Raw genomic sequence first — 20,647 nt, forward strand, 5'->3', positions numbered from 1 at the left:
TTGCAATATCCAACATAAGTTGTGCTAATAATAGACCGGGATGACCGGAAACAAGCCCGCAAGTCCGCGTTTTTCCTACAAGTCCGACCGGCTCAAGCCGCTGCGCGCGTTCTGCCAGACGGTCCGCCTGGGCTCGGTTTCGCGTGCGTCGGAGGCCCTGTTCGTCAGCCAGCCGGCGGTGAGCCTGCAGTTGCAGGCGCTGGAACGGGAGCTGGGGGTGGTGCTGTTCGAGCGCAGCGGCCGGCGCCTGGTGCCCAGCCGCGAGGGCCAACTGCTGTACGAGATGGCGCAGCCGCTGGTGGAGAGCCTGGACGGGCTGGAGGCCAGCTTCCGCGACAAGGTCCGCGGGCTGGACGCGGGCGAACTGACCGTCGCCGCGAATTCGTCGACGATCCTGTACCTGCTGCCGAAGATCGTCGAGGAGTTCCGCCAGCGCCATCCCGAAGTGCGGCTCACCCTGCAGGACGCGATCAGCGCCGACGGCACCGAACTGCTGCGCAGCGACGCCGCCGACCTGGCCGTCGGCTCGATGCTGGATGTGCCGGGCGACCTGAGCTACGCGCCGGTCTACGACTTCGAGCAGGTGCTGATCGCCCCGCGCGGACACCCGCTGGCCGGCAGGCGCGAGCTCACCCTGGAAGACCTCTCGTCCTGCCCGCTGATCCTGCCGCCGAAGCGGCAGATCACCTGGCGGCTGGTGGACCTGGTGTTCCAGCGCCACCGCGTGCCCTACACCGTGGCACTGGAGGTCGGCGGCTGGGAGGTGATCAAGCAGTACGTGGCGATGGGCATGGGCATCTCCATCGTCACCGCGCTGTGCCTCAACGAAGCCGACCGCGAGCGGCTGGCGATCCGCCCGATGGCGCGTTACTTCCCCAAGCGCAGCTACGGGGTAACGGTGCGCCGCGGCAAGGTGCTTTCGCCGCAGGCGCGCGCCTTCATAGAGCTGATCCGCCCGGATCTGTTCGCCCCGCGCCAGTACGACGACACCGGGCCTTCGGAGCGGTGAACGCCGCGTCCGGCCGGCGGCCTCCGGCTTAACGCTTGATGCCCGCTTCCGCGCTAGCGTTGCCGCACCCGCCAGCGCGGCCTACCGGAGTTTCGCCATGGATCGCACTCTGCTGTTCGCTGTCAGTCTCGCCCTCACACTCAGCCTTTCCGCCTGCAACGGCACGCCGGCCGGCAGCGACGCGCAGATGGCGCCAACCGCCGCCGCGCCGGCCGCTCCGCCCGAACTCATCCCGCGCGATGCCCTGTTCGGCAACCCCGAACGCGCCAACGTGCAGATCAGCCCCGACGGCAGATACCTGGGCTGGGTCGCCGCGGTCGACGGCGTGCTGAACGTCTGGGTCGCCCCGGCCGACGACATCGGCAAGGCGCGCGCGGTGACCGAGGACAAGGCGCGCGGCATCCGCCAGTACTTCTGGAGCCACCGGCCGGACACCCTGCTGTACCTGCGCGATACCGGCGGCGACGAGAACTTCCACCTGTTCTCGGTGGACCTCGGCTCCGGGCAGGCGCGCGACCTGAGCAACTTCCCGAACACCCGCGCCGAGGTGGTCGGCGTCAGCCACCTGCATCCGGAGTCGGTGCTGGTGGCGATGAACGACCGCGACCCGAAATGGCACGACCTGTACCGAGTGGACCTGGCCAGCGGCCAGCGCACGCTGCTGCAGAAGAACAGCCAGCAGATCGCCGGCTACATCGCCGACCCGGATTTCAAGGTCAGGATGGCCAGCCGCGCGCGTGACGACGGCGGCAACGACCTGCTCGAACCCGACGGCAAGGGCGGCTGGAAGGTCAGCGGCGAAATCCCGTTCGCCGACTCGCTGACCAGCTTCCCCGGTGGCTACACCAGCGACGGCAGGACCCAGTACTTCTTCGATTCGCGCGGCCGCGACACCGCGGCGCTGTACGCCATCGATACCGGCACGGGCGCGAAGACGCTGGTCTTCGAGGATGCCCGCGCCGATATCAGCGACGCCCTCGACGAGCCGACGACCCAGCGCGCGCAGGCGGTGGCGGTCAATTACCTGAAGAACGAGTGGAAGGCGATCGATCCCGCCGTCGCCCCCGACCTGGAGAAGCTCAAGGCCATCGGCCCCGGCAGCTTCAGCGTCACCTCGCGCACGCTCGACGACAAGACCTGGATCGTCGCCTACTCCGCCGCCGAAACGCCGGCCGCGTACTACCGCTATGCGCGCGGCGGCACACCGGAAAAACTGTTCTCCGCGCGCCCGGCGCTGGAAGGCAAGGCGCTGGTGGCGCAGTGGCCGCAGGAAATCCGCTCGCGCGACGGCCTGACCCTGGTCAGCTATCTCACCCTGCCCCGGACCGCGGACGCCAATGGCGACGGCAAGGCCGACGCACCGGTGCCGCTGGTGCTGCTGGTGCATGGCGGGCCGTGGGCGCGCGACGACTATGGCTACAACGGCTATCACCAATGGCTGGCCAACCGCGGCTATGCGGTGCTGGCGGTCAACTACCGCGGTTCCACCGGCTTCGGCAAGGCTTTCACCAATGCCGGCGACGGCGAATGGGCCGGCAAGATGCACGACGACCTGATCGATGCGGTGGACTGGGCAGTCAAGAACGGCGTCACGACCAAGGAGCAGGTCGCGATCATGGGCGGCAGCTACGGCGGTTACGCCACCCTGGTCGGGCTGACCTTCACCCCCGAGACGTTCAAGTGCGGCGTGGACATCGTCGGCCCGTCGAACCTCGACACGCTGCTGTCCACCATCCCGCCGTACTGGGCCGCGTTCTTCGAACAGTTCGCCAGGCGCGTCGGCGATCCGCGCACCGCGGCCGGCAAGCAGCTGCTGGCCGAACGCTCGCCGCTGACCCGCGTCGCCAGCATCAGCAAGCCGCTGCTGATCGGCCAGGGCGCCAACGACCCGCGCGTGCACCAGGCCGAGAGCGACCAGATCGTCAAGGCGATGACCGAAAAGCACATCCCGGTCACCTACGTGCTGTTCCCGGACGAAGGCCATGGCTTCGCGCGCCCGGAGAACAACAAGGCGTTCAACGCCGTGACCGAAGGCTTCCTGGCGCAATGCCTGGGCGGCCGCGCGCAACCCATCGGCACCGACTTCAACGGTTCGAGCATCACCGTGCCGGCCGGCGCGGACGGCGTGCCCGGCCTGGCCGACGCGATCCGCACCCACGTCCAGGACATCCGCCGCTGAGGCGGGCGTAATGCAGGCGGCCCGGTCCATGGGATCGGGCCGCTTCCCGCGGCGCGGCGCGGCCGCTCAAGGCGCGCAGTCGCAGCCCTTCCAGCCCGCCTGCTTGCTGGTCCGGCCGATGCCCGGGTTGAAGGTATTGCTCGGGTCCAGGCGCCGGTAGAAATCGGCCAGCGCGGGTTTGGCCGGATACAGATGGCCGACGTTGTGCTCGGCCGGATATTCGGCGCCGCGCGCGTCCAGAAGCGCCCACATCGCGTGCTCGATCGCCAGCGGATCCTCGCCCTTGCGCGCGATGTAGTCCTGGTGGAACACGTGGCACAGGAAGTGGCCGTAATACAGCTTGTGCAGCAGGCGCGCATCGAGATCGGCCGGCAGCCGCTCGAACCAGTCGCGGTCGTCGCGGCGCAGCGCGATGTCCAGCGCGACGATGTCCTCGACGCGGTCGCGGTGCGCCTCGCGGTAGCGCACCGCCGCGCTGGCGATGGCGAAGCGGTGCAGGAAGGCCTTGCGCCCCTCATCGGCACTGCAATGGAAGAAGCCGCCTTCGTGGCCGTCGAAGAAGCCGCGCAGCCAGGCCTCGGTTTCCGCCGCGTCACGCGCGGAAACCTTCAGCAGCAGGTGGTGTTCATAGCGCTGGCGGAACTGGCCCATGCGCGGCGGCAGGTGCGCGGGCAGCAGCCCGGCCAGCGCCTGCAGCGCGCGGTCGCTCGCGCCGCGCAGGCCCAGCCGCTCGAACCAGCCGTCGATGCGGCTCTTCCACGCGAACACGGCCGGCACGCGCGCGGTGCCGAGCCTGTCGATCAACAGGAACACGTCCTTGCCGTAGCGCTCGCCGATGTCGTACGCATCGCGGTGGATGTACTCGCCGGAAATCGGCAGGCGCTCGAAGCCGGTGAGCAGCTGCCGGCGGATCGCGGTCAGGCTTTCGGTGCGGTTGCTGCCGATGTAGAAGACCTCCGCCGGCTCCTTCTCGAAGGTGTCCAGGCGTACCGCGAACACCGCCAGCTTGCCGGCCGACCCTGCGGCTTCGTAATGCCGCGCCGGATCCGCGTTGAAGCGCGCCGGCGTGGCGGCATCCACCTGCCGCACCTGCGCGGCGTAATCCGGATCGGACGCGGCGCGGCCCTCGCCGGCGCCGACATCGGCCGCCGTGTAGCCGCCGGCCTGCAGGCGCTGCAGGATTTCCTCCGGGCTCCCGCCCAGCGCGATGCCGAGATGGTTGACCAGGCGCAGCCGGCCATCGGCACCGACCTGCGCGAACAGCGCCATCTCGGTATAGGCCGGCCCGCGCCGCACCAGCGCGCCGCCGGAGTTGTTGCAGATGCCGCCCAGCACCGAAGCGCCGATGCACGAGGAACCGATCACCGAATGCGGTTCGCGGCCCAGCGGCGCCAGCACCTTTTCCAGCCGGTCGAGCGTGGCGCCGGGCAGGCACAACACCTGGCGGCCGCCGTCCAGCAACTGGATGCCGGCCAGGCGCAGCGTGCTGACCAGCACGACGGGCCGTCCGTAGTCGTCGCCATCGGGCGTGGAGCCGCCGGTCAGGCCGGTATTGGCCGCTTGCAGGATGATCGCCGCACCGCCCTCCACCGCCGCCTGCAGCGCGCGCCACAGTTCCAGCAGCGTGCCCGGCCGCACCACCGCCAGCACCGGGCCATCGCCGAAGCGATAGCCCCTGCGGAAACGGCGCGTGGCCTTGTCGCCGGTCAGCACATGGCCGGCGCCGACCGCTCCGCGCAGGCGCGCCAGCAGCGCGTCGCTCACGGCAGCCGCACCAGCGAGTCGCGGCCGATGTCGGCGATGCGGCGCGCGCCGGTCAGGGTCATGGCTACCTGCATCTCTTTTGCGATCAGGTCGAGAAGATTCGCGACGCCGGCTTCGCCCTGCGCGGCCAGCGCATAGACGAAGGCGCGGCCGAGCAGCACGCCGTCGGCGCCAAGCGCCAGCATGCGCACCACGTCCAGGCCGTTGCGGATGCCCGAATCGGCAAGGATCTTCAGCTCGCCCTGCACCGCATCGGCGATCGCCGGCAGCGCGCGCGCGGTGGACGGCACGCCGTCGAGCTGGCGGCCGCCATGGTTGGAAACGACGATGCCGTCGGCGCCGAACTTCACCGCGTCGCGCGCGTCGTCCGGGTCGAGGATGCCCTTGATCAGCATCGGCCCCTTCCAGAACTCGCGGATCCACTCCAGGTCCTTCCACGAAATCGACGGGTCGAAGTTGCTGCCCAGCCAGCCGATGTAGTCCTCCAGCCCGGTCGGGTGGCCACGGTAGGCGGAGATGTTGCCCAGGTCATGCGGACGCCCGCACAGGCCCACGTCGAAGGCCCAGCGCGGATGGGTCGTCGCCTGCAGGTAGCGGCGCAGCGCCGCGTGCGGGCCGCTCATGCCCGAATGCGCGTCGCGGTAGCGCGCACCCGGCACCGGCATGTCCACGGTGAACACCAGGGTGGTGACGCCCGCCGCCTGCGCGCGTTCCAGCGCGTTGCGCATGAAGCCACGGTCGCGCAGCACATACAGCTGGAACCACATCGGCCGCCTGATCGCCGGCGCCACCTCCTCGATCGGGCATACCGAGACCGTTGACAGGGTGAACGGAATGCCGCGGCTGTCGGCCGCGCGCGCGGCCTGCACTTCGCCGCGGCGCGCGTACATGCCGGTCAGCCCGACCGGCGCCAGCGCCACCGGCATCGCCAGTTTCTCGCCGAACAGTTCGGTGGCCAGGCTCAGGTCGGCCATGTCGCGCAGTACGCGCTGGCGCAGGGCGATGTCGGCCAGGTCGGACACGTTGCGCCGGAGCGTGTGCTCGGCATAGGCGCCGCCGTCGATGTAATGGAACAGGAACGGCGGCAGGCGGCGCTGCGCGGCCGCGCGGTAGTCGGTGGAGGCGGAGATGATCATGGGTCGGCCGTGGAAGAAGGCAGGCGCGAGGCGCGCGCGCGCCGGGCCTCGTTGTCGTCGAGCGTGCGCAGCGTGGTGTGCACGAACTCCAGGTGGGCCAGCGCGGCGGCGCGCGCGCGCACGGGATCGCCGGCCAGCACCGCGTCCATCATTTCCCGGTGCTGGTCGGACAGCGGCGAGAAGGTGCGCGGCGAGGTGTACAGGCGTTCCCGGCTCTGCGAGATGTTGGTCTGCAGCAGGTCGAACAGGCCGCGCATCACCTGCAGCAGCACCAGATTGTGCGAGGCCTCGGCGATGGACAGGTGGAAATCGGCGTCGGCGCTGGCCTCGCCGGCAGGATCGTCCTTGCCATGCGCGTCCATCATCGTCTGGAAGGCCTGGGCGATGCGCTCGCGGTCTTCGGCGGTGGCGCGCAGCGCGGCATGCCACGCTGCCGCGCCTTCCAGCGCATGACGGATCTCCAGCACGTCGAAGCGGTATTCCGGGTCGCCCTGGAACAGCGGCAGGTAAGGCGCCAGCGGCTCGTCGATGGCCTGTCGCGCGCGTGCCGCCGGTTCGGCCACGAAGGTGCCGCCACCGACCCGCGCGCTCAGCAGGCCCTGGCTGCTGAGCTGGGCGATGGCCTCGCGCAGCGCGGTACGCGACACGCCCAGCTGCACCGCCAGCGTGCGCTCGGCGGGCAGGCGGTCGCCGGCCTGCAGCTGTTGCTCCTGAACCAGCGCGCGCAGCTGCGCGGCGACCCGGTCCGATACCCGCTGCGGAGTTCCGCGATGCATGTTCATGCCGCCATTGTGCCGCCCCGCACCGTGAAGCCGCGTCGCGTACCGGCCATGGCGCTCACGGGATCATCCACGTCAGCCACCATGCCTGCGCGCTGGTGATGAGCCCGACCAGCACCGTGAACGCGAGGCTGTGGCGGATGGTGAAGCGGAACAGGTCCGCCTCCTTGCCGGCCAGTCCCACCGCGGCGCAGGCGATGGCGATGGACTGCGGCGAGATCATCTTGCCGGTGACGCCGCCGGTGGTGTTGGCCGCCACCAGCAGCACGTCCGATACGCCGATCTGCTGCGCAGTGGTGGCCTGCAGCGCCGAGAACAGCGCGTTGGACGAGGTATCCGAACCAGTCAGGAACACGCCCAGCCAGCCCAGGAACGGCGAGAAGAAGGTGAACGCATCGCCGGTATGCGCCAGGGCCAGCGCCAGCGTCGCCGACAGCCCGGAATAGTTGGCGATGAAGGCGAAGGCCAGCACCATGCCGATGGAATAGATCGGCGTTTTCAGCTCGCGCACGGTCTCGCCGAAGGTGGACAGCGCAGCCCTGGCCGGCATGCGCAGCACGAGGATGGAGATCAGCGCCGCCAGCAGGATCGAGGTGCCGGTGGCCGAGAACCAGTCGAACTTGTACACCGCCTCGTAGGCGGAGGGCGTATCGACGATCGGCGGCATCTTCCGCACCAGCTTGTCCAGGCCGGGCACCTGCAGTTTCAGCACCCAGCCTTCCAGCGCGCCGCCGGCGGCGAACAGCGCCTTGAACGGCTTGATGCTCCACAGCGTGACCAGGGCGGTGAGGACCAGGAACGGCGACCACGCGCGCGCGATCTGCCCGGCGCTGTGGCGCGGCGCCTGCTGCGCCAGCGTCACGGCCTCGGCGCTGGCCTCGGTCTCGAAGCGGAAGATGCGCCGCGGCTTCCAGCGGCGCAGGAACAGGGTCAGGCACACCAGCGAGGCCAGCGAGGCGGTGATGTCCGGTAGTTCCGGGCCGATGAAGTTGGACGTCAGGTACTGGGCGAGCGCGAACGAACCGCCGGCCACCAGCACCGCCGGCCAGGTTTCGCGGATGCCGCGCCAGCCATCCATGATCGCCATGATCCAGAACAGCACGACCAGGGTCAGGAACGGCAGCTGGCGGCCGGCCATCTGCCCGATCTCGAACGCGTCCAGCCCGGTGACCTGGCCGGCGACGATGATCGGGATGCCCATCGCGCCGAACGCCACCGGCGCGGTGTTGGCGATCAGGCACAGGCCTGCCGCGTACAACGGCTTGAAACCCAGCCCGACCAGCAGCGCGGCGGTGATCGCCACCGGCGCGCCGAAGCCGGCCGCGCCCTCCAGGAACGCGCCGAAGGCGAAGCCGACCATCAGCATCTGCAGGCGCTGGTCCTCGGTCACCGACAGGATCGAGGCGCGGATGATGTCGAACTGGCCGGTCCTGACCGAAATCTTGTACAGGAACACCGCGCCCAGGATGATCCAGGCGATCGGCCACAGGCCGTAGACGAAGCCGTACAGCGCCGCGCCCAGCGCCTGCAGCGGCGGCATGCGGTAGAACAGCAGCGCCACGCCCAGGGCGATGGCCACGGTGAGCGTGCCGGCCAGCCAGCCCTTCATGCGCAGCACGGCGAGCGCGACGAAGAAAAAGGCGATGGGCAGCAGCGCGATCAGGCTGGACAGCCAGATATTGCCGGCCGGGTCGTACAGTTGTTCCCAAGGCTGCATGTCGACTCCCCATTGGACAGGACAGCGCCTGCACGCGGCAGGCATGGCACGGCGTCGCATATTGGTATTACCAATATGCAACAACCGGACCGACGGATGCAGATGGAATCAGGCGCTCCGTGGAGAGCGCATTAGAGCACAGCTATTTTCTGGATATTGGACAGACCAATTTGAAGGAAAGCCGGATACACACACGGCCAATGCAGCACGACTACAGCGCCCGCCACTCCATGCCCTCGCCCCGGCGCCAGAACACCGCGCGCGCCTTGCCGTACACGGTGTCGGCATCGACCAGTCCGAAGAAGCGGCCGTCGAAGCTGTTGCCTCGATGGTCGCCCAACACCAGCAGCTTGCCCTCGGGAATGGTGATGCCGTCGATGTCCGGACCGCCGCCGGCATCCAGGTCCAACGTCACCTGCTTCGCGCCGAAGCTTTCCTGCCGTGGCTCCTGGTTCAGCGGCAGGCCGTTGATGCGCAGGTAACCGCCGTGCAGTTCGACGTGGTCGCCAGCCACCGCCACCACCCGCTTGATCAGCCGCGTGCCGTCGGCCGGCGAATCGAACACGGCCACGTCGCCGCGCTGCGGGTGGCCGGTGTCGAGCAGGCGGATGCCGGTGAACGGCAGGCGCAGGCCATAGGCGCGCATGTCCACCATGACATGGTCGCCGGGCTGCAGCGTCGGCTGCATCGAGCCGCTGGGCACCTGGTAATGATTGGCCAGGGTGTCGCGCGCCGCGCCCAGCAGCAAAAGCATCGCCGCCAGCGGCAGCGCTTCGCGGCGCAGCCAGGCCAGCACGGGGTGGGCGGAAGCGGCGCGGTCGTCGCGGGTCATGGCGGGACTCCATCGGCAGGTCCAGCATCGACTGCCGGCCTTCGTGGAAAGTTCCTGGCTTCGTGGACGCATCGGCAATGCCGGGCAAGCCCGGCTGACGGACGATCGCCGCGCGTCGGACCTGTAGATGCGGGGCTTGCCCCGCATGGGCATTGCCGGTGAAGCCCCGCATCTACGGCGTGTGGATAGGCGTTGCCCCTCCGCCCAAGGAGGGCGGCAACAAAAAAGCGGGAGGGTCGCCCCTCCCGCTTCGATGCCGCCAGGCTTACTTCAGCCCGCGGTTCTTCAGCAGCGGCTCCACGCTCGGATCCTTGCCGCGGAACTCGCGATAGGCGGTGGCCAGATCGCGGGTGTTGCCGATGGACAGGATCTTGTCGCGGAACACCTGGCCGTTCTCGCGGGTCAGGCCGCCATGTTCCTTGAACCACTCGAAGGCGTCGTGGTCGATCATCTCCGCCCAGAAATAGGCGTAATAGCCGGCCGAATAGCCGCCGCCCCAGATGTGGTCGAAGTAGCTGCTGCGGTAGCGCGGCGGAACCTGCGCCAGATCGACGTGGTACTTCTTCAGCGCATCGGCCTCGAACTTGTCCACGTCCTGCTGCGGCGCGTCGGCGCCCTGCGTGTGCCAGGCCAGGTCCAGCAGCGCCGCGGCCAGGTACTCGGTGGTGGCGTAGCCCTGGTTGAAGGTCTTGGCCTTGGCGATCTTGTCCACCAGCGCCTGCGGCATCGCCTCCTTGCTCTGGTAATGCTTCGCATAATTGGCGAACACCTTCGGGTCCGACGCCCAGTGCTCGTTGAACTGCGACGGGAACTCGACGAAGTCGCGCGGCACGCCGGTGCCGGCCACGCTCGGGTACTTGGTGTTCGAGAACATGCCGTGCAGGGCGTGGCCGAACTCATGGAACATGGTGGTCACGTCGTCCCAGCTCAGCAGCGCCGGCTGGCCGGCGGCGGGCTTGGTGAAGTTGCACACGTTGTAGACCACCGGCCTGGCGCCGGTCAGCCCGTCCTGCTCGACGAACACGTCCATCCACGCACCGCCGGACTTGCTGTCGCGCTTGTAGTAGTCGGCATAGAACAGCGCCAGCGGCTTGCCGTCGGCGTCGCTGACCTCGAACACGCGCACGTCAGGGTGGTAGACCGGGATGTCCTTGCGTTCCTTGAAGGTCAGGCCGTAGAGCTGGTTGGCGGCGAAGAAGACGCCGTTCTGCAGCACGTTGTCCAGTTCGAAGTACGGCTTGATCTGCGCTTCGTCCAGGTCGTACTTGGCCTTGCGCACCTGCTCGGCGTAGAAGTCCCAGTCCGAGGCCGCGGCCTTGAAGCCGCCGTTCTGCGCATCGACCACCTTCTGGATCTCGGCCAGCTCGCCGCGCGCCTTGGCGGTCGCCGCCGGCACGGTGTCGGTCAGCAGCTTCAGCGCATTGGCCGGGTTCTGCGCCATCTGGTCGGTGAGGTTGTAGGCGGCGTAGCTCGGGAAGCCCAGCAGCTTGGCCTTGGCCGCGCGCAGCTGCGCCAGGCGCTGGATGATCTTGCGGGTGTCGTTGGCATCGCCATGCTCGGTACGGGTTTCCGAGGCCTCCAGCACCTTGGCGCGCAGGTCGCGGTCCTGCAGGGACATCAGCACCGGCTGCTGGGTGGTGTTCTGCAGCGCGAGCACCCACTTGCCGTCGAGCTTGCGGCCCTTGGCGTCTTCGGCCGCCGAGGCGACGTCGCCCTCGGACAGGCCGGCCAGCCGCGCCTTGTCCTCGACCACCACCGCACCGGCAGCGGTAGCCGCGACCAGCTTGTTGTGGAAATCGTTGGCCAGCGTGGCTTCCTCGGCGTTGTACTGCTTCAGCGTTTCCTTGTCGGTGTCGCTGAGCTGGGCGCCGGCCTTGACGAAGCCCTTGTAGGTTTCCTCGACCACGCGCAGCTGTTCCGGATCGAGCCCGGCGCCGGCGCGCGCGTCGTAGACCTCCTTCACCCGCTCGAACAGCTTGGCGTCCAGGTGGATCGCATCGCTGTGCGCGGCCAGTTTCGGGATCACCTCTTCCTGGATCTTCTGCCGCTCCGGGTTGGTATCGGCCTGCACCACGCTGAAGAACACGCGGCTGGTGCGGTCGAGGATGGCGCCGGATTTCTCCAGCGGCAGCAGGGTGTTGTCGAAAGTGGCAGGTTCGGTGTTGTCGGTGATCTGCCCGATCTCGGCCAGCTGCTGGCGCATGCCCTCCTCGAACGCCGGCAGGTAGTCGCCATCCTTGATCTTGTCGAAGGCCGGCGCCTGGAACGGCAGCGCGCTGGCGGTCATGAACGGATTGGCCGAGGCATCGGCCGGCTGGCCGGCAGTGGGGGTCTCGGTGGTCACGGGGGCGGTGGACTCCTTGCCGGAACAGGCCGCCAGCGCAAGGCTGATGGCGGCGGCCAGAATGACGGTACGCGACATGTAACGTGCTCCTGTGGGACGGGTTGCGTGCGATCGCAAACCCTACTCCGTCGGCCGCGGACTGGCATGTGCCGATGGTGGCGTGTGGGTACGCGGCGCCTGTCGTTTGGCTCAGTCCGCACGCCCGCGACGCAGCGTGGCGAAGGCGGCCAATGCCCCCTCCCGGCCCGCGGCCAGCTCCACCTGCGGCCGTGCCGGGTAGCCCGGCGCCAGCCGGCGCGCCAGTTCAGGATGCTCCCACGGCGCGAAACGCGCCGGCAGCGGCAGGCCCGCCAGCTCCGGCACCCAGCGCGCGACATAGGCGCCATCCGGGTCGAACCGCCGCGCCTGGCTGACCGGATTGAACACGCGGAAGTACGGCGCCGCGTCGGCACCGGTACCGGCGGTCCACTGCCACCCCTGGGTGTTGTTGGCCAGGTCGGCATCCACCAGCGTGTCCCAGAACCAGCGCGCGCCGTGCAGCCAGTGCTGGCGCAGGTGCTTGGTCAGCCAGCTGGCCACCACCATGCGCACGCGGTTGTGCATCCAGCCGGTGTGCCACAGCTCGCGCATGCCGGCATCGACGATGGGCACGCCGGTGCGCCCTTGCCGCCAGGCGTCCAGCAGCGCCTCATCCGGCGGCGCCCACGGGAAATCGTCGAAGCGCGGGTCGAGGTTGTGTTCGGGAACCCGCGGGTAGTGGTGCAGCACATGATGGGCGAATTCGCGCCAGCCCAGTTCGGCGAGGAAGCGGTCGCGGTCGGCCTCGGCGATGGCGTCGCCGGCGGCCAGCACCGCCGCGGCGATCCGCCGTACCGACAGCTCGCCGTGATGCAGGTGCGGCGACAGCCGCGAGGTGCCGGCCTGCGCGGCGAAATCGCGGCCCTGCGCGTAGCCGTGTACCGCGCCGTCGAGAAAGGCGTGCAACGCCGCGCGCGCGCCGTCCTCGCCCGGCGTGGAGTGCTGCCAGAAGCCGGCGTCCCAGGCGGGCCGCGGGGCCGGCAGCAGGTCGTCCAGGCGTTCTCCCGCGGGCAGGTCGAGCGCGTCCAGCGCAGGCAGGCGCGCCGGCGCATCCCAGGTGGCCGGTGTCCGCCAGTGCGCGCGCGCCGATTTCCAGAACGGCGTGAACACGCGGTACGGGTCGCCCTGCCGGGTCGCCAGCTCCCAGGGCTCGAACAGCAGCGCGCCGTTGAAGCTCTCCGCATGCAGGCCGGCCTGGCGCAGGCTGCGCTTGATGTGCGCGTCGCGCTGCTCGATGGCCGGCTCGTAGCGCCGGGTCCACAACACCGCCTCGGCGCCGGTGCGCGCGGCCAGCGCCTGCAGGGCCGCGAGCGTGGGCCCGCGCGACAGCAGCAGGCGCGAACCGCGGCGTTCCAGCGCATCGGCCAGCGCCGCCAGCGACCGCCGGCGCCACGCCAGCGACGCCGCGCCCGGCGCCCACCCGCCTTCCTCCTCCGGCGCATGGACATAGACCGGCAGCGGCCGCAGGCCGCGATCCAGCGCCGCGCGCAGGGCCGGCTGGTCGTCCAGGCGCAGGTCGTCGCGCAGCCAGACCAGGGCGGTGTTCACCGCCTACACCGTGCCACGGTTGCGGCCGATCCACGGCCGGTACCACTGGCGCACCACGGCCATGTCGGCCGCATCGTCGCCGCTGGTGTGGATCGGCGCGCCGAAGCCGATGATCTTTTCCGGGTAGTGGAAATAGGCCGGCACGATCGGCACCTGCGCCATGCGCGCGATGCGGATGAAGCCGCTCTTCCATTCCTTCACCGGCTTGCGCGTACCCTCCGGCGCCAGCGCGAACCAGATGCGCTCGCTGCCCTGGATCATCGCCACCGCCTGACCCACCGTGCCCTGCGGCGAGCTGCGGTCCAGCGGCACCACGCCCAGCCGGCGCAGTACCGCGCCCAGCGGCCACCAGAACAGCTTGTCCTTGCCGAGGATGCGCGCCTCCACGCCCAGCGCCATCTTCGCCGCCAGCCCCCAGAGGCCGTCCCAGTTGGACGAGTGCGGCGCGGCGATGACCACCGCCCTGCGCAGGTCGGGGATCGGCCCGACCACGCGCCAGCCGCCCAGGCGCAGGATCGCGCGCCCCAGCCAGCGGACGAAACCGCTGCCGCCCACGCGCGGCACGTTCGCGGGAACGGGGGGAACGACCGGCGGCCTGCCCGGCGGCGGTGTGTTGTCCAAGCGCTACTCCCAGTTCCGTTGCGAACGGCCGCGCTTGAGCTGCGCCCGTCCCTTCTTCTCGTCCAGCCGGCGCAGCCTGGAGCCGTAGGTCGGCTTGGTCGCCACCCGTGCCTTCGGCACCGACAGCCCCGCGCGGATGAAATCGGCCAGGCGCTCGCGCGCGTCGGCGCGGTTGCGCTCCTGGGTGCGGAAGCGCTGCGCGTCGATCACCAGTACGCCCTCGTCGGTGAGGCGCCGGTCGCGCCGCGCCAGCAGGCGCGCGCGCAGCGGCTCGGGCAGCGACGCCGAGCCGGCCACGTCGAAGCGCAGCTCGACCGCGCTGGACACCTTGTTGACGTTCTGCCCGCCGGCGCCACTGGCGCGCACGAAACGCTCGACGATCTCCGTTTCCGGAATCGTCAGCGACACGTCGACGGCGAGCGGGGGATTGGCCATGGCGGCCGATTGTATCGGCCTGGCCCGCTGGCCGCGCGTGCGGACGCGGTCGCGGCGGCTTTCCGCTCCGCCGGAACGGCTGCTAGGCTGCTGGCTTCTTCCGCACGGAGCAGCCCATGTCGACCGCTTACTGGTGTGTGTTGATCGCCGCGCTGCTGCCTTACGTCTGGGTGGCCGCGGCCAAGGCGCGGCCCGGTTACAACAACCGCAACCCGCGCGCCTGGGTCGCCAGAAGCGACAACTACCTCGTGCAGCGCGCCAACGCGGCGCATCTGAACGCCTTCGAGAATTTCGCGCCGTTCGCCGCAGGCGTGGTCATGGCGCAGCTGGCGGGCGTGGAAGCGCCGCTGGTCAATCAACTCGCCATCGCCTTCGTGGTGTTCCGCGTCCTGCATGGCATGTTCTACGTCGCCGACAAGCCGCCGCTGCGCAGCCTGTCGTGGCTGGGCGGCTTCGCCTGCGCGGTGGCGCTGATCGTGCTGGCCGCGCTGCGGGTCGGCTGAAGCCCTAGAAGACCCCGCTCCAGCCCAGCAGCTGGAATGCCTTGCGGAACCCGGCGTCCAGCGGCGCTTCCACCTCGATGCGGCGTCCGTCCTGCGGGTGCGGGAACGACAGCCGCTGCGCGTGCAGCAGCATGCGGTGCACGCCGTGCATGCGGAAGGTGCGGTTGTGGCGACCGTCGCCATGGCTGGTGTCGCCGATCAGGTGATGGAACACGTGCTTCAGATGCCGGCGGATCTGGCGGAAGCGGCCGGTCTGCGGCTGGCAGCGCAGCAGCGCGTAGCGCGAGGTTTCAAAACCGTTCGACGGCACCGGCAACTCGCCGGTCATCAGCCGTTGGAAACGGGTGATGGCCTGCTTCTTCACCGGCTTGCCCGGGCCGCCGTCCAGGTCGTGATCGACCGTGAACGCCTCCTCCGCCGGCCAGCCACGGCATACGGCGAGGTAATCCTTTTCGACGTCGCCGCCCATCAGGGTCTTGCCCAGGGCACTGGCGGTGTCGCGGTCGAAGGCCAGCAGCAGGCAGCCGCTGGTGGCGCGGTCCAGGCGGTGGATCAGGAAGATCGGCCGGCCCAGCTGCTCGCGCAGGCGGTCGGCGAGGAAATCGTCCTCCCCGTGCGCCAGCTTGCTGTCGTGGACCATCAGCCCGGCCGGCTTGTCGACCACGGCCAGCCAGTCGTCGGCGTACAGCACCGGCAACGTCCGGTCGGGCATCGCTGTCGTCGTGTCGTGTTCCATCGTTCGGCATACCTGCTCGGGCCCGCCATGCGCGGCCCGGTTCGTGGGAGCCCCGCGGCAGCGGAGCGGTAGGACAAGCGGACGTCAGGACTTCAGCGGTTCGACCGTGATGCCCATGCGCAGCATCAGCTGCGCGACCTGCAGGGTGTCGAGGCTGGCGCCTTCCAGGTCGACCGCGCGCAGGTCCAGGTCGCCCAGCTCCGAACCGGTCAGGTCGCAGTGGGTGAAGTCGGCCGAGCGCCAGTCCAGCGACGAGAAATCCCCGCCGGACATGTCCGACCCGCTGAAGTTCGCACCCGCGACGTTGGCGCCGACCCAGCGGTTCTCCGACAGCTCGCATTTCTCCAGCGCCACCCCGGAGAAATCGGCATAGCTGAGGTTGGACTGCTTGATGAAGGCGCTGCAGAACCAGGTGCGCGCGGTGATCTGGTTCATGAAGCTGGCATTGGAAAAATCCGCGCCCTGCGCCCTGCATCCGACGATCTCCAGCCCCAGCGCCTTGGCGAACGCGAACCGGCACAGGCTCAGGTCGCACTGGCGGAAGCTGGCTTCCTTGAGCTGCGCGCCGTTGAAGCGGCAGCCGGCCTGGGTGCCGGCATCGTAGAAGACGCAGTTCACAAACTCGGCGCCGGTCAGGTCGGCGCCGGAGAAATCGCAGTTGAGGAAATGCGTATTGGCGACCCTGGCGCCGGTGAAGCGGTCCTTGTCGATCCGTTCGTTGCTGACGATCGTCGGCGCCGCGGCGGCACCGGCGCTCATCGCCGCAGCCATGCCGAGGCCAGCGCCAGCACGCCCGCGCCGCCGCTGACCCACGACCATAGCGGCACCGTCGCCCATTGCGGGCCGCCGGCGTGCAAACCGTGCAGCAGGGCGGCCACCACCAGCAGGCCGGCGCCGGCCACGGCGGTGACCACGCGCCGCTGCATGCGCCGCAGGGTCTGCTCGAGGTTGACGATGTCCTGCGAACGCATCGAAAGCTCGTGCCGGCCTTCGACCTGCTGGCGCAGCCAGGCATGCACCAGCACCGGCATGTCCGGGGTGCGGGTCATGATCTCCGGCAACCGGCGGCGCAGTTCCTTCAATGCGCGGCGCGGGCTGTAGCGTTCGCGCAGGATGCGTTCGAGCACCGGCCTGGCCACCGCCCAGATGTCGATCTGCGGGTCGAGCTGGCGGCCGACGCCCTCGATGTTGAGCAGGGTCTTCTGCAGCAGGATCAGCTGCGGCTGCAGGGTCAGCTGGTAGCGCTGCGCGGTGCGGAACAGCTTGAGCAGCACCTCGGCCAGAGAAATCTGCGACAGCGGCCGGGTGAAGTACGGCTCGCACACCGCGCGCACCGCCGCTTCCAGGTCGTCGATGCGCACGGTGGCCGGCATCCAGCGCGCCTGCACGTGCAGTTCGGCGATGCGGCGGTAGTCGCGGTTGAAGATGGCCATGAAGTTCTCGGCCAGGTAGTACTGGTCCTCTTCCGAGAGCTGGCCCATGATGCCGAAGTCCAGCGCGATGAAGCGCGGGTTGTCGCGGCGCGCCGGGTCGGTGTCGACCCAGATGTTGCCGGCGTGCGCGTCGGCGTGGAAGAAGTTGTCGCGGAACACCTGCGTGTAGAACACGCGCACGCCCTTGGCGGCCAGGGCGCGGCGGTCGATGCCGGCCGCGTCCAGCGCGGCGATGTCGTCCGAGGGAATGCCCCAGACCCGCTCCAGGGTCAGCGCGCGTTCGGCGGTGTGGGTCCAGATCACCTCGGGCACGTACAGATCGTCGGACCCCTCCCAGAAGCGGCGCAGCACGCTGGCGTTGGCGCCTTCGCGCTGCAGGTCCAGTTCCGCGGCCAGCGTGGTCTCGATCTCGGCCACCACCTCGCGCGGGCGGATCTTGTCCGCGCGCGGGTGGGTGCGCTCGACCAGCGCGGCCAGCGATCTGAGCAGGGCGATGTCGGCGTCGATCTGCCGCTCAATGTCCGGGCGCAGCACCTTGACCACCACCTGGCGGCCGTCGTGCAGGGTGGCCGCGTGCACCTGCGCGATCGAGGCCGAGGCCAGCGGCGCGGTGTCGAAGCTGGCGAACGCCTCGCCGACCGGCAGGCCCAGCGCCTGCTCGACGATCCGTCGCGCGTGCTCGCCGTCGAACGGCTTGACCCGGTCCTGCAGCAGGGTCAGTTCGACCGCCACGTCCGGCGGCACCAGGTCGCGGCGGGTGGACAGGATCTGCCCGAACTTGACGAAGATCGGCCCCAGTTCCTGCAGCGCCAGGCGCAGGCGCGCGCCGCGCGGCAGCGAGGCGATGTCGCCGCGCGCGCGCGGCACGAAGGGTTTGGCGATGCGCAGCCAGCGCTCGGCCGGCGTGCCGTCGAACAGGTCGTCGAGCCGGTAGCGCAGCATCACCCGGCCGATGCGGCTGGCGCGGAACATCGCGCGGGTCGCCTTCATGCCCGGCCTCCGCTGCGCAGGCGCGCCACGCGCGCGGCCAGCCGCTCGACGTCGTCGCGGATCGCGTCCACGTCGTCGTGGAAGGCGTCCAGTTCGGCGCGCGGCACCACGTCGCGCGATTCCTCGGTCACGTATTCGGCCGCGGTCTGCGCCAGGTCGGTGGCACCGCGGCGGGCCTGCGCCAGCGCCGCGCGCAGGGTCTGCGCGACCTGCACGCCCAGCACCTCGCCGAACACCGCCACGAACGGCTGCTGCCAGTCCGGATCGAAGCGCGTGGCCAGCTGCTGCAGGCGCCGCGCCAGTTCGGCGTCGCCGGACACCTTCACCCGCCCGGCCGGCGGCGCACCCGGGCTGCGCCGCGCGTTGGCCAGGAACGGCAACTGCGCCAGCACCCCGCCCAGCGTACTGCGCACGGCCAGGTCCGGCTCCTGCGACGCATCCACCGGGCCGACCGTCAGGCGCTGGCCTTCGACCCCGATCTGCAGCGCCAGCGCGGGCGATTCCAGGGTCAGGGCGATGCGCTGGCCGGCCAGCGGCGCGAGCGCGGCACGGGTATCGGGGTCCAGCGCCAGCGCGCGGTTCAGCGCCGTTTCCAGCGCGCGGCCGGCCAGCGGCTTGATGAACTTGAAGGGGGAGGCAGGCATGGCCCGCATTCTACCGAAGCGGGAACGCGCGACGGCGCCGGCGGCGCCATCCGGGCCCGCCCGCTGGGCGGATTCACCTGCCATTCGCCCTCCCCTGTTCCCGCATCGGCGCCACAGGGTTCATGCTATGCATACACATCAGACGCAATCGGCAGGAGCACACAGGCAATGGGCAAGACCCGGGTCGGCATCATCTTCGGCGGTCGTTCGGCCGAGCACGAGGTCTCGCTGCAGTCGGCGAAGAACATCCTCGACGCGCTGGACAAGGAGCGCTTCGACGTCAGCCTGATCGGCATCGACAAGCAGGGCCACTGGCACCTGAGCGATCCGCAGCAGTTCCTGCTCAATCCCGGCGACCCGGCCAAGATCGCGCTGAACCGCTCCGGCAATGCGCTGGCGGTGCTGCCCGGCCGCGAACGGGCGCAGCTGGTGCCCAGCGACCCGGCCACGGCGCTGGCGCAGATCGACGTGGTGTTCCCGATCGTGCACGGCACCCTGGGCGAGGACGGCTCGCTGCAGGGCCTGCTGCGCATGGCCAACCTGCCCTTCGTCGGCTCCGGCGTGCTCGGCTCGGCGGTGGCGATGGACAAGGACGTGGCCAAGCGCCTGCTGCGCGACGCCGGCCTGCCGGTGGCGCCATGCGTCTGCTTCAGCCGCGCCACCGCGGCCAGGGCCGATTACGACGCGCTGGTCGCGCAGCTGGGCACGCCGCTGTTCGTCAAGCCGGCCAACCAGGGCTCGTCGGTGGGCGTGAGCAAGGTGCGCGACGCGGAGGAGTTCCGCACGGCGATGGCGCTGGCGCTGTCCTTCGACCACAAGGTGCTGGTCGAATCGGCTATTGCCGGACGCGAGATCGAGTGCGCGGTGCTGGGCAACGACCACCCCGAGGCCAGCGTCTGCGGCGAAGTGGTGGTGCACGACGACTTCTACGCCTACGACACCAAGTACATCAGCGCCAACGGCGCCGAGACGGTGATCCCGGCCGACATCCCGGCCGAGGCGCAGGAGCGCATCCGCCGGATCGCCATCGCCGCCTACCAGGCGCTGGACTGCGCCGGCATGGCGCGCGTGGACGTGTTCCTCACCCCGGCCGGCGAGGTCGTCATCAACGAGATCAACACCCTGCCCGGCTTCACCCGCATCAGCATGTATCCCAAGCTGTGGGGCGCCAGCGGCCTGGACTACACCACGCTGATCACCCGCCTGGTGGAGCTTGCGCTGGAGCGCCACGCCGCCGACAAGGCCCTGCGCAGCTCGATCACCGGCCCATGACCGGCGCCGCCCTGGCCGATGCCGGCGACGTGCCCCGCGTACCCGCCGGCGACGATCTGCCGGCCCTGCTGGCGCTCAACAACGCGCATGCCGTCGAACTGTCCTGGCAGGCGCCGGACGCATTCGCGCGCCTGCTCGAACGCGCCTGTTTCGTGCGCTGCATCGGCGCGGCCGATGCGCTGCTGGTCGCCCTCGACCAGGACGCGCAGTACGACAATCCCAACTTCGCATGGCTGGCCGCGCGCCATCCGCGCTTCGTCTACATCGACCGCGTGGTGGTGGCCGCACACGCGCGCGGCCGCGGCCTTGCGCGGCGCCTGTACGACTCGCTGATCGAATACGCGCGGGTCCACGGCCAGCAGCGGCTGGTGTGCGAGATCAACGCCGAGCCGCCCAATCCGGCGTCGCTGGCGTTCCATCGTGGACTGGGCTTCGCGCCGATCGGCCAGGCGCGCCTGCCGGGCGGCAAGACCGTCACCTACTTCGAGCGGGTGCTGCGCGCCTGAACCCGCCGCCGGCCGGCCGCGGCCGGCGGCGGGCCCGCTTCATCCCTTCCTGCGGGACAGGGAGATCACCGCCAGGCTCAGGGACACGCCGCACAGGCTCCAGGCGATGTTTCTCGCCGCG

At 69.9% G+C, this 20,647-nt stretch carries 17 protein-coding genes and 1 pseudogene; 5 read left to right on the forward strand and 13 right to left on the reverse strand.

All coding sequences use genetic code 11. From position 1 onward, the window contains the following. Positions 1 to 40: 40 nt before the first annotated feature. Both QMX80_RS04620 and QMX80_RS04625 read left to right on the forward strand, forming a co-directional pair. Positions 41 to 1,009, forward strand: coding sequence for a LysR family transcriptional regulator (locus tag QMX80_RS04620; protein ID WP_282275544.1), 969 nt, complete (start codon positions 41 to 43; stop codon positions 1,007 to 1,009). A gap of 97 nt (positions 1,010 to 1,106) precedes the next feature. Continuing rightward, on the forward strand, positions 1,107 to 3,188 hold the full coding sequence (locus tag QMX80_RS04625) for a S9 family peptidase (RefSeq protein ID WP_282275545.1): 2,082 nt from the start codon (positions 1,107 to 1,109) through the stop codon (positions 3,186 to 3,188). A gap of 66 nt (positions 3,189 to 3,254) precedes the next feature. On the opposite strand, the gene dld is transcribed toward QMX80_RS04625, so the two are convergent. The 9 genes from dld to arfB form a co-directional block, all read right to left on the reverse strand. After that, on the reverse strand, positions 3,255 to 4,952 hold the full coding sequence (dld, locus tag QMX80_RS04630) for a D-lactate dehydrogenase (protein ID WP_282275546.1): 1,698 nt from the start codon (positions 4,950 to 4,952) through the stop codon (positions 3,255 to 3,257). Then, positions 4,949 to 6,088, reverse strand: coding sequence for an FMN-dependent L-lactate dehydrogenase LldD (gene lldD, locus QMX80_RS04635; protein WP_273081353.1), 1,140 nt, complete (start codon positions 6,086 to 6,088; stop codon positions 4,949 to 4,951). The genes dld and lldD overlap by 4 nt, the downstream gene beginning before the upstream one ends. Then, the gene (gene lldR / locus QMX80_RS04640) at positions 6,085 to 6,870 is read right to left on the reverse strand and encodes a transcriptional regulator LldR (RefSeq protein ID WP_055766885.1); all 786 of its coding nucleotides are present in this window, start codon (positions 6,868 to 6,870) and stop codon (positions 6,085 to 6,087) included. The genes lldD and lldR overlap by 4 nt, the downstream gene beginning before the upstream one ends. A gap of 55 nt (positions 6,871 to 6,925) precedes the next feature. Next, positions 6,926 to 8,584, reverse strand: a complete 1,659-nt coding sequence (lldP, locus tag QMX80_RS04645) for an L-lactate permease (RefSeq protein ID WP_282275547.1) — start codon at positions 8,582 to 8,584, stop codon at positions 6,926 to 6,928. Positions 8,585 to 8,795: 211 nt separating this feature from the next. Further along, the gene (lepB, locus tag QMX80_RS04650; RefSeq protein WP_273081358.1) at positions 8,796 to 9,416 is read right to left on the reverse strand and encodes a signal peptidase I; all 621 of its coding nucleotides are present in this window, start codon (positions 9,414 to 9,416) and stop codon (positions 8,796 to 8,798) included. A gap of 265 nt (positions 9,417 to 9,681) precedes the next feature. Beyond that, positions 9,682 to 11,838 carry a peptidyl-dipeptidase Dcp gene (gene dcp / locus QMX80_RS04655; RefSeq protein WP_282275549.1) on the reverse strand — a complete coding sequence of 719 codons (2,157 nt, stop codon included), beginning with the start codon at positions 11,836 to 11,838 and terminating at the stop codon, positions 9,682 to 9,684. A gap of 111 nt (positions 11,839 to 11,949) precedes the next feature. After that, positions 11,950 to 13,386: a deoxyribodipyrimidine photo-lyase gene (locus QMX80_RS04660; RefSeq protein WP_282275551.1), complete on the reverse strand. Its 1,437-nt coding sequence runs from the start codon at positions 13,384 to 13,386 to the stop codon at positions 11,950 to 11,952. Between the two features lie 3 nt (positions 13,387 to 13,389). Further along, positions 13,390 to 13,950 (reverse strand): 1-acyl-sn-glycerol-3-phosphate acyltransferase, encoded by a 561-nt coding sequence (locus QMX80_RS04665; RefSeq protein WP_082443527.1) that lies wholly within the window; start codon positions 13,948 to 13,950, stop codon positions 13,390 to 13,392. A 60-nt stretch (positions 13,951 to 14,010) separates the two neighbouring features. Continuing rightward, positions 14,011 to 14,442, reverse strand: a complete 432-nt coding sequence (gene arfB, locus QMX80_RS04670) for an alternative ribosome rescue aminoacyl-tRNA hydrolase ArfB (protein WP_282275552.1) — start codon at positions 14,440 to 14,442, stop codon at positions 14,011 to 14,013. Between the two features lie 116 nt (positions 14,443 to 14,558). Here arfB and QMX80_RS04675 point away from each other — a divergent pair, with 116 nt between their 5' ends. Further along, on the forward strand, positions 14,559 to 14,945 hold the full coding sequence (locus QMX80_RS04675) for an MAPEG family protein (protein ID WP_282275554.1): 387 nt from the start codon (positions 14,559 to 14,561) through the stop codon (positions 14,943 to 14,945). A 4-nt stretch (positions 14,946 to 14,949) separates the two neighbouring features. Here QMX80_RS04675 and QMX80_RS04680 read toward each other — a convergent pair. The 4 genes and pseudogenes from QMX80_RS04680 to QMX80_RS04695 all read right to left on the reverse strand — a co-directional run. Next, positions 14,950 to 15,636: pseudogene (locus QMX80_RS04680) on the reverse strand (pseudouridine synthase); the annotation flags it as partial. Positions 15,637 to 15,765: 129 nt separating this feature from the next. After that, a complete protein-coding gene (locus QMX80_RS04685) occupies positions 15,766 to 16,440 on the reverse strand; it encodes a Qnr family pentapeptide repeat protein (protein WP_282275556.1) in 675 nt (224 codons plus the stop codon). After that, positions 16,437 to 18,104 (reverse strand): ubiquinone biosynthesis regulatory protein kinase UbiB, encoded by a 1,668-nt coding sequence (ubiB, locus tag QMX80_RS04690; protein WP_282275557.1) that lies wholly within the window; start codon positions 18,102 to 18,104, stop codon positions 16,437 to 16,439. The genes QMX80_RS04685 and ubiB overlap by 4 nt, the downstream gene beginning before the upstream one ends. Next, on the reverse strand, positions 18,101 to 18,748 hold the full coding sequence (locus tag QMX80_RS04695) for an SCP2 sterol-binding domain-containing protein (RefSeq protein WP_282275558.1): 648 nt from the start codon (positions 18,746 to 18,748) through the stop codon (positions 18,101 to 18,103). The genes ubiB and QMX80_RS04695 overlap by 4 nt, the downstream gene beginning before the upstream one ends. 168 nt (positions 18,749 to 18,916) lie before the next feature. On the opposite strand from QMX80_RS04695, the gene ddlA reads away from it, so the two are divergent. Then, positions 18,917 to 20,020 (forward strand): D-alanine--D-alanine ligase, encoded by a 1,104-nt coding sequence (ddlA, locus tag QMX80_RS04700; RefSeq protein WP_282275560.1) that lies wholly within the window; start codon positions 18,917 to 18,919, stop codon positions 20,018 to 20,020. Continuing rightward, complete coding sequence (locus QMX80_RS04705; protein ID WP_282275562.1) at positions 20,017 to 20,526, forward strand: GNAT family N-acetyltransferase; 510 nt, start codon at positions 20,017 to 20,019, stop codon at positions 20,524 to 20,526. The genes ddlA and QMX80_RS04705 overlap by 4 nt, the downstream gene beginning before the upstream one ends. Positions 20,527 to 20,647 lie beyond the last annotated feature (121 nt).

This window comes from Stenotrophomonas sp. PS02297 (assembly GCF_029959705.1).
GTDB lineage: Bacteria > Pseudomonadota > Gammaproteobacteria > Xanthomonadales > Xanthomonadaceae > Stenotrophomonas > Stenotrophomonas nitritireducens.

Bases quoted from the DNA above. Each gene is read 5' to 3' on its own strand.
- QMX80_RS04625 (WP_282275545.1), top strand. From the start codon at position 1,107: ATGGATCGCACTCTGCTGTTCGCTGTCAGTCTCGCCCTCACACTCAGC.
- lepB (WP_273081358.1), bottom strand. From the start codon at position 9,416: ATGACCCGCGACGACCGCGCCGCTTCCGCCCACCCCGTGCTGGCCTGG.
- lldP (WP_282275547.1), bottom strand. From the start codon at position 8,584: ATGCAGCCTTGGGAACAACTGTACGACCCGGCCGGCAATATCTGGCTG.
- lldR (WP_055766885.1), bottom strand. From the start codon at position 6,870: ATGAACATGCATCGCGGAACTCCGCAGCGGGTATCGGACCGGGTCGCC.
- arfB (WP_282275552.1), bottom strand. From the start codon at position 14,442: ATGGCCAATCCCCCGCTCGCCGTCGACGTGTCGCTGACGATTCCGGAA.
- QMX80_RS04685 (WP_282275556.1), bottom strand. From the start codon at position 16,440: ATGAGCGCCGGTGCCGCCGCGGCGCCGACGATCGTCAGCAACGAACGG.
- QMX80_RS04620 (WP_282275544.1), top strand. From the start codon at position 41: ATGACCGGAAACAAGCCCGCAAGTCCGCGTTTTTCCTACAAGTCCGAC.
- QMX80_RS04695 (WP_282275558.1), bottom strand. From the start codon at position 18,748: ATGCCTGCCTCCCCCTTCAAGTTCATCAAGCCGCTGGCCGGCCGCGCG.
- ubiB (WP_282275557.1), bottom strand. From the start codon at position 18,104: ATGAAGGCGACCCGCGCGATGTTCCGCGCCAGCCGCATCGGCCGGGTG.
- ddlA (WP_282275560.1), top strand. From the start codon at position 18,917: ATGGGCAAGACCCGGGTCGGCATCATCTTCGGCGGTCGTTCGGCCGAG.
- QMX80_RS04675 (WP_282275554.1), top strand. From the start codon at position 14,559: ATGTCGACCGCTTACTGGTGTGTGTTGATCGCCGCGCTGCTGCCTTAC.
- QMX80_RS04705 (WP_282275562.1), top strand. From the start codon at position 20,017: ATGACCGGCGCCGCCCTGGCCGATGCCGGCGACGTGCCCCGCGTACCC.
- dcp (WP_282275549.1), bottom strand. From the start codon at position 11,838: ATGTCGCGTACCGTCATTCTGGCCGCCGCCATCAGCCTTGCGCTGGCG.
- lldD (WP_273081353.1), bottom strand. From the start codon at position 6,088: ATGATCATCTCCGCCTCCACCGACTACCGCGCGGCCGCGCAGCGCCGC.